The organism is Scytonema sp. PRP1, assembly GCF_036697665.2.
Lineage (GTDB): Bacteria > Cyanobacteriota > Cyanobacteriia > Cyanobacteriales > Nostocaceae > Kalymmatonema > Kalymmatonema gypsitolerans.
Genome location: NZ_JBAHYJ020000064.1, coordinates 1 through 12,654 on the forward strand (window position 1 = coordinate 1; position 12,654 = coordinate 12,654).

Genomic DNA, 12,654 nt, shown 5'->3' on the forward strand with positions numbered 1-12,654 from the left:
TAATGGGTTGTGGTTGATATCAGTTATTAGTTATCAGTTATCAGTTATCAGTTCTCGTTTGTTAACTGTTAACTGTTAACTGTTCACTGTTCATTGTTTGGATCTGAAGTTGCTTGCTGTTCTGGTTTAGGACTGGGAGTTGATGTATCTATTTGCGTGATTCGCTCAAGATGCTGGCGACGGTGTTCCATATTGCCTTGCTGAATGCCAGTGCGAACCATTTCGGGTAAGTATTCAATGACTTGTTCCGCGATGTGTTCTCTAACAATCATGATCCGCAAAGCCAATTCGGGTTTCTCTTGGAACAGTTGCCTAATGTATGCTTCTCCGTCCTGAACTTTGTCGGCGGAAAAGCGTTGTAGCCAAAGTGCCAAGGGAGGATTTGTTTCGTTGATTTGAGCCAACACCGTTCTCAGTGCCTGATAAGTCAGGTAACTTTGCAGCGTCTTGGCTGTGTCCTTCGCAATTTGCTTGATATCCATGCTTGACCCCAGCCCCTTGAAGAATGAAGAGTGAAGATAGAAGAATGAAGAATAACTTCTATCTTCATTCTTCTACCTTCTATCTTTCTTAGACGGTATCAACTGCTTCAAACTCGAACTTGATTTCCTTCCACAGTTCGCAAGCAGCAGCCAGTTCAGGAGACCACTTAGCAGCTTCGCGGATAACGTCGTTACCTTCGCGAGCCAGGTTGCGACCTTCGTTACGAGCTTGGATACAAGCTTCCAGGGCGACGCGGTTAGCGGTCGCGCCAGGAGCGTTACCCCAAGGGTGACCGAGGGTACCACCACCGAATTGCAGCACGGAGTCATCGCCGAAGATTTCCACCAGCGCTGGCATATGCCAAATGTGGATACCACCGGAAGCTACAGCCATCACACCAGGCATAGAAGCCCAGTCTTGGGTGAAGTAGATACCGCGAGATCTGTCTTGCTCAACATAGTTTTCGCGCAGCAGGTCAACGAAGCCCATTGTGATACCGCGCTCACCTTCGAGCTTACCAACAACGGTTCCGGTGTGGATGTGGTCACCACCAGACATCCGCAGTGCTTTAGCCAAAACACGGAAGTGGATACCGTGGTTCTTTTGACGGTCGATGACGGCGTGCATAGCACGGTGGATGTGCAGTAGGATACCATTGTCACGACACCAACGCGCCAATGTGGTGTTGGCGGTGAAGCCTGCTGTTAGGTAGTCGTGCATGATGATGGGCATTTTGAGTTCTTTAGCGTACTCTGCCCGCTTCAGCATTTCTTCGCACGTAGGAGCGGTCACGTTCAGGTAGTGACCTTTGATTTCACCAGTTTCCGCTTGTGATTTGTGGATAGCGTCTGCAACAAACAAGAAGCGATCGCGCCAGCGTTGGAATGGTGCAGAGTTGATGTTTTCGTCGTCTTTTGTGAAGTCTAGACCACCGCGCAAGCACTCGTATACAGCGCGTCCGTAGTTCTTAGCAGACAGACCCAACTTGGGCTTAATCGTACAACCCAACAGAGGACGACCGTACTTATTCAGTTTGTCACGCTCTACTTGGATACCGTGTGGAGGTCCTTGGAATGTCTTGAGGTAAGCAACAGGAATCCGCAAGTCTTCCAAACGTAGTGCTTTGAGGGCTTTGAAACCAAATACGTTACCTACAATTGAGGTAAACATATTGGTGACAGAGCCTTCTTCAAACAGATCCAGAGGATAGGCAACGTAGCAGATGAATTGGTTGTCGTCGCCGGGAACTGGCTCGATGTCATAGCAACGACCCTTGTAGCGATCTAGGTCGGTGAGCAAGTCCGTCCATACGGTTGTCCAAGTACCGGTGGAAGACTCAGCAGCTACTGCAGCACCTGCTTCTTCTGGTGGAACTCCTGGCTGGGGTGTAACGCGGAATGCCGCTAAAATGTCTGTATCTTTGGGTGTGTAATCTGGGGTGTAATAAGTTAATCTATAATCTTTTACCCCTGCCTGATACCCTGTTTTTGTCTGAGTCTTCGTTTGAGCGTAAGACATAGTTCCCTTCCAAGAAGTTTCTCTTTTTATTTAACAAATCACGTGTTGTGCAACTTTCCCTCACGTCAAACTCCTCCCCTGTGAGTGGGGGACAGATAAGGAAAAATCGCTTGTTAGGGGTTGCTTATTGCAAAAACTTGCTGTTTTTCTGCAACGACTGACGGAAATTCACAGATTGATCACTGAAAGACACAAGTCGCACATCACGTTGTTTGTAGCCTGTTTCACAATATATCAAGAATCTCATAAGTTATTCTTTGAATATTTTTAACTTTTGTATTTAAATTTGTTATTAATGAATTATCTTAACATTATATTAAGAAAGCTTTACAAAAAGGATGTCATAATAGTAAGTCGCTTTCAATTACGGATGTAAGAATGTTACGGTGCGGCGGACTCATTCTCCTGTAGGTGTATGGGAAAATAATTCCCTCACTCGTCTACACCCCTACACCTTGAGAAACATTCCTAAAATGCTTATTCCTGAACTTGAAACTCAACGCCTGCTGCTGCGCGGATTCCGTGAAGAAGACTTTGATGCTTACGCCGAGATGTGCGGCGACGCCGATGTCATGCGCTACCTCCCCGAAGGCAAACCTCTATCCCGCCCTGAGTCTTGGCGACATATGGCAATAATGCTTGGTCATTGGCAACTACGAGGATATGGTATGTGGGCGGTTGAAGAACGTTCTAGCGGTGAAATGATTGGTCGGATTGGCTGCTGGCAATCGGAAGGCTGGCCCGGATTTGAAATTGGTTGGACGTTGCGGCGAACTTATTGGGGACGTGGTTTTGCAACGGAGGCAGCAAGGGCAGCAATGAACTATGCTTTTGGCAAGTTACAGCAATCCCATGTGATAAGTTTGATACGTCCAGAAAATTATGCTTCAAGGCGAGTTGCCGAGAAGTTAGGGGAAAAACTGGAAGGGACGATGGAAATCTTTGGAGATGAGGTGGTCATTTACGGAATGACTCGGGAAGATTGGCTAACGATAACGAATTGCTAAAGATGGTACTCTCTCGGTCTGCACTGGGTTTGCTACGATTAAATCCATATACTCAAGCAATGCTTAGAGCAAGTTCCCAGTCTTCCTTGTAGCCGTGTTTTCAGCATTACTTCTGAGGCTCGGTAATAAATTATGGATTGGTACCAGTGAAGGTCTAGCTTGGTTCATGCCCAAAATCCAAGGCACAAAACCTGATCTAGCTTTGACTGGCACCGTCAAATAAACAAATTGGGAAGATGAGGAAGTATTTTTTCCTGTATCTCCCCCCACCGCCCCCACTTTCCCCATTCCCTCCTAACTCTTGACTGAAACAATGGCTGTCACAACCCGACAATTAATCGAATGGAAACAAAAGGGACGTCCAATAGTGGCGTTGACTGCCTGGGATTATGCGATCGCTCAGATATTAGATACAGCTGGAGTAGATTTAATCCTTGTGGGAGATACCCTAGCAGTGGTGTTGGGGTATGAAACAACGCTGCCAATTACTTTAGAAGAAATGCTTCATCATGCCAAAGCAGTGCGTCGCGGTGTGAAGCGAGCATTAATGGTCGTAGATTTACCATTTTTGACGTATCAAGAAAGTCCTCAGCAAGCGATCCACTCTGCTGGGCGTGTCCTTAAAGAAACGGGCGCTCAAGCAGTCAAGTTAGAGGGTGGCTCAAGAGCAATGGCAGAAACCGTTGCCCGTTTGGTGCAAGCAGGAATTCCGGTGATGGGTCATGTAGGTTTGACACCACAATCCATACATCACACGGGTTTGCGTCAACAGGGGAAGACAGAAGAAGCAGGGGAAAGGATATTACAAGAGGCGATCGCCCTAGAACAAGCGGGTGCATTTTGTATCGTATTAGAGCATATACCCCCTGAGTTAGCATTACATATTACACAAAAACTCAGTATTCCCACGATTGGCATAGGTGCAGGTCCCCACTGTGACGGTCAAGTATTAGTGACATCAGATGTACTTGCACTTTCAGAAAAACAACCACCATTTGCCAAAGTTTATACTAATTTGCGGGAGACGATTACCAAAGCTGTTCAGGATTACAGTACTGAGGTGAGGGAGCGAAAATTTCCAGAATAGTAGCCAGAATAGTGATGAGTAGTTAGTGCAAACTGAATTCACCACAAACAACTTCTTGTCCCTAACACCCAATCCCCAAGCGTTATCTATATATGACTCTTATAGGAACAGAAGAAACCCTATTAAAAACCTTCCCAGACCATACGCAGTTACCAGAATCAGACAGCACATTTGTGAAAAACTTTCAGGAACACCCGCAAAGTATTCTCTTAACTGATTCCATAACTGCAACATTACAAAAGCGTCATCCAGATGGTAATTACTGCATTGGTCAAGATTCTGGCATTTATTGGCGGATGACAGACCCACCAGAAAAAGGAGCAGAAGCACCAGATTGGTTTTATGTGCCTAATGTACCACCGTTATTGAGTGGTCAAATACGACGCTCTTATGTGTTGTGGCAAGAGGTCATTCCACCGCTTATAAGAAGGTAGGTTGAAAACCCCGCGCTTTTAAGCCGGGGATGAAAACGACGACGCAGGGTTTACCCTGCCGTGATATTTTTCTTAGGCTGAGGCAAAGTTTTTATATAGTCTCGTAGTACTTCAGCCATTGATATCTGTTTATCTTCAGCATAATCTTGCAACTTACTGTATTCTAGTTGCGATAAATAAAACTGCATTTTTTTCTCTCTAGCCACTTGTTATCTACTCCTATACAAGTTAGTATAAGGAGTATATCATAGAGTACAAGGAGGTGATAACGCAGTGCTGGTATTAGAGTACAAAGCAGTGGTGAGCAAGAATCAAGAGCGTTCAATTAATGAAGCCATTAGAACGGTTCAATTCATTAGGAACAAAGCCATTCGTTTTTGGATGGACTCGCCAAAAGATGCGAAAGTAAATCGTATAGCTTTAAACAATTACTCTACAGCAGTGCGAAAAGAGTTTAAGTTTGTGGAAGAATTAAACTCAATGGCTTGCCAAGCTTCCACTGAAAGAGCCTGGTACGCAATTGATAGATTCTATGCAAATTGTAAGTGTAACAAGCCTGGTAAAAAGGGTTTTCCAAAATTCCAAAAAGATAATCGCTCAGTTGAATACAAGACAAGCGGTTGGGCTTTGCATCCAACAAAACGCCGTATCACCTTTACAGATAAAAAAGGTATTGGTGAAATTAAGTTGTTGGGTAAATGGGATATTCACACTTACCCAGTCAAATCAATTAAGCGTGTCCGAATTGTTAAGCGTGCTGATGGGTACTACGTTCAATTTTCTATTGATGTTGATACCCACAAAGAATCTAGATCTGCTGATGGTGAGGTAGGTCTTGATGTCGGACTTGAGTTTTTCTACTCTGACTCGAACGGGCATCATGAAGAAAATCCTAAGTTTCTCCGTAAGGCAGAAAAGGAAATTAAGCACGCTCAACGGCAGATTTACAAAAAGGAAAAAGGTAAAAACCAACGACGCAAAGCAAGGCAACGATATGCACGGAAGCATTTAAGAGTAAGTAGGCAACGGAATGAACACGCTAAGAAACTAGCGCGTAACGTATGCAAGGCTAACGCTTTAGTCGCCTATGTAGACGCGAAGCGGCGTGCCGCAGGCTAGATTTGAATGTTAAAGGCATGGTAAAGAATCATTGTTTAGCTAAGTCCATCAATGATGTGGCTTGGACTCTTTTTCGTCGTTGGTTAGAATATTTTGCCGTTAAGTTCAGTACTACAGTTGTAGCCGTTAATCCTAGAATGACTTCTCAAAAGTGTTCGGATTGTGGCGCAATTGTGAAAAAATCTCTCAACTCGTACCCATAAATGTGATTGTGGTTGCGAACTACAAAGAGATACCAATGCAGCAATAAATATTCTGAATCTTGCAAGAGCTAGGGATGGGCAGTCCGAAGTAACGCTACAGGAGTCGCGACCACTACGCTACTTGGGGCAACCCTGGTAGAGCAAGCCGCAACGTAGAATGAAGAATCCCCTGGTTTTCCGAGCAAATGAGCGACAGCGAAATTTGCTCAACCACGGGAGTGTCAATGTACTAGAGTTTGTATCAGGGGATGGTTCCGAAGAACGTGATAAAACCCCTTGGACAGGAAAATTTTGGATTTATGAGCAAATTATTCGACCTGCATTTTATGGCATTTACGAAGTGCGCCAAAGCCGGGTAGAAGTTTATCACCTGATAGAAGACTATTATGAACTTGTAAGCGCAAACGAGCTAGCAATGTCCGCCAAGACTATTTACACAAGCTATCTCGAAAGATAGTTGATAACAATCAAGTCATAGTAGTCGAAAACTTATTTGTCTTGGGCATGGTTCGTAACCACAAACTAGCTCATGCTATATCTGATACTGGATGGGGTACTTTCGTCAACTTCTTGTCCTACAAGTTAGAACGCAGTGGTGGGAAGTTGGTAGAAATAAACAGATGGTTCCCTAGCTCCAAGCTTTGCTCTAATTGTCATTACCAAATCACCGAGTTGCCACTAGATATAAGAACTTGGATTTGTCCAAGTTGCGGCACTCATCATGATAGAGACGGTAATGCCGCAATAAATATTAGAGCGGAAGGTATCAGAATGCTGTCCTCCTCTGGGACGGGGGAGGCTAACGCTAATGGAGAGGAAGTCAGACCAATTCGCGGGCGTAAGCCTAAGATGCGGCATTCCTCCGTGAAGTTGGAAGCCCCCACCATACCGCTTGCGGTTGGTGGTGGGTAGTTCACAAGGTAATCACCTGCCAGAATATAAATTGCGACTACTTTGACGATTGCAAACTAGCCACTTAAACCATCAAAAGACAAAAACGGAAACTCAGTTTTCACATTCCACCGCCTGCCATCGTGCAGCAACAGCGTTAAGTTAGAAGCAGTAAACTCAAAATACAGCTGACGCTTTTCAAATTCCGACCAAGCAGCTTTAAAGTTTTGCTTTGTTAAATCTTTAAACGCAACCGTCATGTGGGGAGCAAAGGCACGAGTTTTACCAACTTTATCAACAATTCCCAAGTTGCTCTCCAGATGTGTCATCAAATCAGCGTGTAAAGCTAGCAATTGTGGACTTCTTACCACATCAATATAGATGACGCGAGGGGCAAAGGCAGCGAACCCACTCAGTGTGATAGGCACTGACTCCCGACTACTGGCGAAATCTTTAAGGCATTCTTCTAGTGCTGGTACGCCGGCATCTGTCGATTCAAAAGGTGGTTGGAGGGTGATGTGCGGTGGAGATTTTTGTGCGTGACGACTGCCATACTGATCAGCAAAGTATTGCTTAATTTGGTTAGCGTAGTCTTGGATTTCCCTTGAAGGCAGGAGGGCTATAAAATAAAGTTTCTGTGATTGCAGCATTTCTTAAAGAGTAGGGGCAGACGATTGGTCTTTTGATTTCATGCAAGGTAGCTTAAAAAACAGATAGTAGCCCTGAAAATATTACAGCATATGGTTTTGAGAGGTCGCAAGCAATGCCCTGGTTTGTAAAGATAGAAGAAGGCACAGTTGATAAGCCTACCTTTGACCAATATGTACCGGCTCATAAAGCTTACGTACAGGAGTTGATTGCTAAAGGACACAAGGTGAAAACTGGCTACTGGGCGCAAAGAGGCGGTGGCATGATGCTGTTTGAAGCAAGCTCAATGGATGAAGCAGAAGCAATTGTGGCTGGTGATCCATTGGTAGAAAACGGCTGCGTTAACTATAAGCTTTACGAGTGGAAAATTGTTGTCGAATAACACACAGTCAGAAAATTTAATGCTATTGTGTTTATAGACCTGGATCTACGCGGCTGCAACGCCCAAACTTTGTCAGGACCGGAAGGTAGCAGCAATACGGGATGCTTGTAGTAGGCGTAGTCTCCGGGTCGCCCTATTTTAGGAGCGCATGAGCGACAATGCCCGGTTTTGGAGATGTTGTAAAAAAAGCTTTTTACCTTGGTGTTGGGTTGGCTTCTTACGCGGGAGAAAAAGCAGGTGGGACAATAACCGAACTGCGATCGCAAGTCCAAAAGCTGGCAGATGAAATGGTTGCACGGGGCGAAATGACCACAGACGAAGCCCGCCGCTTAGTCGAAGAAATGATGAAGCAAGCCCAAAGCGCACCGACATCTGATGTCACAGGTCATAAAACAGCTCCGTCTGAACCGCGCCGCATCGAAATCATAGAAGAAGATGAAGAGCCAACTACCGTAAAAGTTACCCCACCCACTGAGGATGTGGATAAATTACGGGATCAAGTCAGACACATGCAGGAAGAACTGCGTAGGTTGCAACGCGATAAGTAGCCATCATCAACTGCGTACACCAGGACATATGAAAATTTATTTTTTCTTCTGCGTTCTGCGTTCTGAGTTGTGAGTTCTATTTTCAAGTCAGTTGGAAATGATCTGGTAGTAGCACTCAAAGTGGATTACCAAAATATTTACAGATAGATAATGTTAAATTTTTATTTAAAAATAAAGCTCAGGGTGTACAAAGGTGCTTCAAGCCATGTAGCATTAAGCGTCCAGTAAATAGCTTGTAAGGACGTCAAGTTTATGGAAAAGTGGCAAAAAGAGTTTTGGGACATGATAGAAACAGTGGCTGATGAAGTCGAAAGCTTCTTCCTGGAGATGACAGAAATGGTAGACTCATTTTTTGAGTTAACGGAAGAAATTAGCGAGCAAGTACAAAATACCATCACCACTGAGTTGGAGCAGTATTTGCAGGAACTAGCTGATCCAATTATGGAAGTTTACTGGGAACTGGAAGACGTTATTATAGATGATGTCGATCTGGGCTTTCCTTATTCAGTAGAACCCTGTTCCGAAAAAAATGCTGCCTGTATCGGTTGTCGTCACTACCACGGTCAAGTATATAGTGGGAATTTGTTAGTTTGCGGTATGCATCCCTACGGTTGGGAAGATGAGAATTGCCCAGACTGGGAGCAGGAAGAGTTATGAGTTTGGTATGAGTAGTTAGTGGTAGTTTTGACAACTAACTACTACAGCAATCCCATTTAGATCATCAATACTCGTTTTTTTAAGAAATCACTAAAGCTTCTGCGGAGGAACTGCGCGAACGCGTAGCCTCTGGAACAGGAGAAGGAAGCGTTTTGCTTTGAAAGCGGGTGACGAATTGCACCCGTAGCGTGTGCGTCATTCTCAAGGCTAGAACGCCAAGATTAACAGAGAAACGTTTTTGTTTACAAACTGTTTAGGATTGCTGTAACAACTAACAACTAAAATAATCCATAATCAATAAAAATTAAAGATTAAAGACTATGGAAATGAAATATGGAGAACGCAATATTGCGGAAGGACAACTGATCACATTTCCCAATCCGCGTGTAGGAAGACGATACGACATTAACATCACCTTGCCAGAATTTACTTGTAAATGTCCGTTTTCTGGCTATCCTGACTTTGCCACGATTCACGTTAGCTACATCCCTGATGAGCGGGTAGTGGAATTGAAGGCGCTAAAACTATACATTAATAGCTATCGGGATCGCTATATTTCCCACGAAGAAACTGCTAATCAAATCCTAGACGATTTTGTTGCTGCCTGTGACCCCTTAGATGTCACCGTTAAGGCAGATTTTACACCTCGCGGTAATGTGCATACAGTGATTTCAGTGCGGCATCAGAAGAACGCTTAGAAATATTAGAGTCATATTACCAACACATAACACAACACAGATAACGAAGACAAGCCAACGTCAGCGTTGATAGTAATGCTGATGCTTTGCAGTGGTGGGTTAGATAAGAAATCGATGCCGTGTTCCGAGTGGCGATCGCTATATTTCCTTACTTTTCACTTCGTTCTGGAAAACCTCGCTTTCATTCCTCTCTCCTGCTTTTTGAGAGGCTTTAAATTCTCCCCCTGACAACAAAAAAAGTTTTTCCGCTTCCCTCTCCTAAAAGGAGAGGGTTAGGGAGAGGTGGGAACTCTGCTGGGGGGTTAGGTTCCTTTGTTGGTTTTTCCACATGACGTGAAAAGTCAGCTATATTTCCTACCAAGAAACTGCCAATCAAATCCTATATGATTTTGTTGCTGCTGTTTCACGGTTTTGGGCAGCTAGCAGGAGGAGTCCCCATACCATTAGGATTGGATGCATGGGAGATCAGGGTAACTTGCCCCTTACCGTTGAACACCCAACCCGTAGCAGGGACAATTTTTATAGCTTCAGGTTTAGACTGTGGTAAATCAGCAGGTTCCTTTTTCCCTTGCTGCTGTGTTGTGATAGCCGTAGTGCGAGTATCTGTCCATAGAACATCAGTGCTGAGGGGTTCGTAGGGACTCGGGGGTAACCCGCCACGTCCGGTGACACTAAACTTACTACCTTCTCCTTGAGCAAAGGCAGCACAGCTTGTGTCTATGACTTCTGATATCTCTGCTAGCAGCGTAGTGGGTAGTTGCACAAATCCTTTGCTGGGGTCAACATAGGGTGTGTTGATAGTCACCTGACCTTCTAAAGCCGGGCTGTTTTGGGAAAATGCTGTAATATCGTTGGTTGGTGATTTTCCAGGCACCAATTGGTTTGGGTCAGTGGTTTCCAACAGGCTGATAAAGTCGTTTCGACTACGCTGTTGGATGAAAAAATTACTTAAAGATGTGATTTTGATTGTGCCGGCACGGCCAGTAGATGTATTAGCGGTAATGTCGCTGTTTTCATTCGGGACAGTCACAATAAAGCCATTGGGAACATTGATGGTTATGTTGCCACCATCGCCAGTACCAGTTGCAGTGGTGGAAATGGAACTCTGACGACGCAACAAAAGTAAGTTTCCTATCTTTAGGTCAATATCTCCACCCCTACCTGTGTTCCTTGCATTGCTACTAATACTTGAACCATCTTGCATCTGCAATTTCTTTGCACTAATGCTGATTCTTCCACCGTTAGCCTCGCCATTAGTGTTTGTATTTATACTTACAGACTTGAGATCAAAAGAGTCTGTGACATTAAAGTTGATTTCTCCAGCTTTACCTGTACTCTGTGTATTGCTACTAACCTCTGCGCTTGAAATCTGCCCTTTCTTGGCAGTGAAGCTGATAGTTCCAGCATCACCCGTAGCCAAACTATTAGCATTTATACCTGCATTGGTTACCGTAAAAGAGTCTCTGGCATTAATAGAGATGTCGCCTGATTTACCCGAAGCAGACGCGCTGCTATTGATACCTCCATCAATCTGCACCTTCTTGGCATCAATCCTGATAGTTCCAGCATCTCCTGTACCTTCACTTTTAGCTTTTATAGCTCCTTTGCTGACCCGAAAAGAGTCTGTCGAATTAATAGAGATGTCGCCTGATTTACCTGAATTAAACGCAATGCTATTGATACCTACACCTTGAACTCCACCTTCAATCTGCACATTTTTGGCATCAATCGTGATAGTTCCAGCATCACCTCTACCAGAGCTATTAGCTTGTATACCTGCACCAACCACTCTAAAAGAGTCTGTGGCATTAATAGATATATTTCCTGATTTACCTAGATTATCCGTATCGCTAGTGATCTTCCCACCTTCCATCTGCACATTCTTGGCAGTAATCCTGATAGTTCCAGCATCACCTGTGCCAGAACTATTAGCATTTATATCTGAAGTGTTGAGAGCAAAAGAGCTTCTGACATTAATGTTAATTTCTCCGCCATTACCCGTGCTATCTTTCCCCGTAGTGCTATTGATACCTGCAGATTCGAGTTGAAAAGAATTTGCGTCGATGTTAATTTTTCCAGCATTACTTCCCGATGACGATTCATTTCCAATACCAGCATCGCTGATTACCAAATCGCCAGCTGTAATTTTGATTTCGCCGACACCGCCTTGACTAAAAGAAGTCGCACCAAATCCAGCTTTGTTTTCAAGCCGCACCGAATTAGCTTCAACATTTATCACTCCGCCATTACCTGTACCAAAGGTTTTGCTACCTAGCCCACTTTGATTGCTAGCAACAAAAGAATTCTTAGCTATGAGGGTAATGTCTCCCGCGTTTCCCGATGCTGTGGCCTGAGTTCCTGCGCCACCGTTATTGTTCAACGTAATGTTGTTGGCTTCCAGCTTTATTTGCCCGCCATTGCCAGAGCTAGAGCTGTAAGCGCCGATGTTGGATCTATCAACAACGATCGCATCCCCAATAATACTAATTTGTTGCCCATTTCTGTCGCCCAGTGTATCAGCTCGTACTATTGATTCAGAGGTAATATTGATATTTTTACCAGCAACTGCGATCGCACCACCGCCATCTCCTGTAGCACCAATAAACGATTTCTCTCTTAACCCGATGTCTGCAAAATTGGTCGTACCTTCATAACCCAGCTTCCAACCTTGTTCTATCGACGCGAGACTTACAGCCTGATTGCTGCCAACACTGCCGATTTCAATACGTCCTGCTGGTGAGTTGAGAACGCCACCCGAAATTGACACATTCCCCCCACCAGTGCTAGGGTTTTCCCCACCTCAACGTTTAATCCCACAACGCTAGTGTTAAGAAGGGGAGCGGGTTCTTTGCTTTTAGAGCCACTACTATACTCGACGATTTTTTCTTCATATGAAAATTCGTGCCCTGGTCCGTTCACCTGAATTTCTTTAGGATTTGCCCCAAATTGCAACCCCAGTGGAACGCTGATCGTTAATAG

Annotated in this window: 12 protein-coding genes, 1 other RNA gene and 4 pseudogenes; 11 read left to right on the plus strand and 6 right to left on the minus strand. The window is 44.5% G+C overall.

Annotated elements, in window-relative coordinates:
- Positions 1–83: 83 nt before the first annotated feature.
- A complete protein-coding gene (rcbX, locus tag V5G28_RS13075; protein ID WP_332992039.1) occupies positions 84–482 on the minus strand; it encodes a RuBisCO chaperone RbcX in 399 nt (132 codons plus the stop codon).
- An 88-nt stretch (positions 483–570) separates the two neighbouring features.
- Positions 571–2,001, minus strand: a complete 1,431-nt coding sequence (locus V5G28_RS13080; protein ID WP_332992041.1) for a form I ribulose bisphosphate carboxylase large subunit — start codon at positions 1,999–2,001, stop codon at positions 571–573.
- A 473-nt stretch (positions 2,002–2,474) separates the two neighbouring features.
- On the opposite strand from V5G28_RS13080, the gene V5G28_RS13085 reads away from it, so the two are divergent.
- The 3 genes and pseudogenes from V5G28_RS13085 to V5G28_RS13095 form a co-directional block, all read left to right on the plus strand.
- Positions 2,475–3,008 (plus strand): GNAT family N-acetyltransferase, encoded by a 534-nt coding sequence (locus V5G28_RS13085; RefSeq protein ID WP_332992059.1) that lies wholly within the window; start codon positions 2,475–2,477, stop codon positions 3,006–3,008.
- Positions 3,009–3,321: 313 nt separating this feature from the next.
- On the plus strand, positions 3,322–4,095 hold the full coding sequence (panB, locus tag V5G28_RS13090; protein ID WP_332992061.1) for a 3-methyl-2-oxobutanoate hydroxymethyltransferase: 774 nt from the start codon (positions 3,322–3,324) through the stop codon (positions 4,093–4,095).
- Positions 4,096–4,187: 92 nt separating this feature from the next.
- Positions 4,188–4,520 (plus strand): annotated as a pseudogene (locus V5G28_RS13095) (Uma2 family endonuclease); the annotation flags it as partial.
- A gap of 59 nt (positions 4,521–4,579) precedes the next feature.
- Here V5G28_RS13095 and V5G28_RS13100 read toward each other — a convergent pair.
- A complete protein-coding gene (locus tag V5G28_RS13100; RefSeq protein WP_332992043.1) occupies positions 4,580–4,735 on the minus strand; it encodes a hypothetical protein in 156 nt (51 codons plus the stop codon).
- Between the two features lie 67 nt (positions 4,736–4,802).
- On the opposite strand from V5G28_RS13100, the pseudogene V5G28_RS13105 reads away from it, so the two are divergent.
- From V5G28_RS13105 to V5G28_RS13115, 3 pseudogenes are all read left to right on the plus strand, one after another.
- Positions 4,803–6,007: pseudogene (locus tag V5G28_RS13105) on the plus strand (RNA-guided endonuclease InsQ/TnpB family protein).
- A 70-nt stretch (positions 6,008–6,077) separates the two neighbouring features.
- Positions 6,078–6,260: pseudogene (locus V5G28_RS13110) on the plus strand (Uma2 family endonuclease); the annotation flags it as partial.
- Positions 6,254–6,763, plus strand: a pseudogene (locus V5G28_RS13115) (RNA-guided endonuclease InsQ/TnpB family protein); the annotation flags it as partial. The pseudogenes V5G28_RS13110 and V5G28_RS13115, both read left to right, overlap by 7 nt.
- Positions 6,764–6,819: 56 nt before the next feature.
- On the opposite strand, the gene V5G28_RS13120 reads toward V5G28_RS13115, so the two are convergent.
- Complete coding sequence (locus V5G28_RS13120) at positions 6,820–7,392, minus strand: 2'-5' RNA ligase family protein (RefSeq protein WP_332992045.1); 573 nt, start codon at positions 7,390–7,392, stop codon at positions 6,820–6,822.
- A 113-nt stretch (positions 7,393–7,505) separates the two neighbouring features.
- Between V5G28_RS13120 and V5G28_RS13125 the strand changes: the two genes are divergently transcribed.
- The 5 genes from V5G28_RS13125 (at position 7,506) to queF (ending at position 9,675) form a co-directional block, all read left to right on the plus strand.
- Positions 7,506–7,772: a YciI family protein gene (locus tag V5G28_RS13125; protein ID WP_332992047.1), complete on the plus strand. Its 267-nt coding sequence runs from the start codon at positions 7,506–7,508 to the stop codon at positions 7,770–7,772.
- A 36-nt stretch (positions 7,773–7,808) separates the two neighbouring features.
- Positions 7,809–7,905, plus strand: an RNA gene (gene ffs / locus V5G28_RS13130) — signal recognition particle sRNA small type.
- Positions 7,906–7,930: 25 nt separating this feature from the next.
- Positions 7,931–8,320 carry a phasin family protein gene (locus V5G28_RS13135; RefSeq protein WP_096564028.1) on the plus strand — a complete coding sequence of 130 codons (390 nt, stop codon included), beginning with the start codon at positions 7,931–7,933 and terminating at the stop codon, positions 8,318–8,320.
- Between the two features lie 252 nt (positions 8,321–8,572).
- Positions 8,573–8,977 carry a hypothetical protein gene (locus V5G28_RS13140; RefSeq protein WP_096564027.1) on the plus strand — a complete coding sequence of 135 codons (405 nt, stop codon included), beginning with the start codon at positions 8,573–8,575 and terminating at the stop codon, positions 8,975–8,977.
- Positions 8,978–9,297: 320 nt separating this feature from the next.
- Positions 9,298–9,675: a preQ(1) synthase gene (gene queF / locus V5G28_RS13145; RefSeq protein WP_096564026.1), complete on the plus strand. Its 378-nt coding sequence runs from the start codon at positions 9,298–9,300 to the stop codon at positions 9,673–9,675.
- A gap of 403 nt (positions 9,676–10,078) precedes the next feature.
- Here the strand turns inward: queF and V5G28_RS13150 are convergent, their stop codons facing one another.
- Together V5G28_RS13150 and V5G28_RS13155 are read right to left on the minus strand one after the other, a co-directional pair.
- Positions 10,079–12,442, minus strand: coding sequence for a beta strand repeat-containing protein (locus tag V5G28_RS13150; RefSeq protein WP_336230523.1), 2,364 nt, complete (start codon positions 12,440–12,442; stop codon positions 10,079–10,081).
- Positions 12,364–12,654, minus strand: a 291-nt coding sequence (locus V5G28_RS13155; protein ID WP_332992057.1) for a hypothetical protein, incomplete at its 5' end; no start/stop codon positions are given. The genes V5G28_RS13155 and V5G28_RS13150, both read right to left, overlap by 79 nt.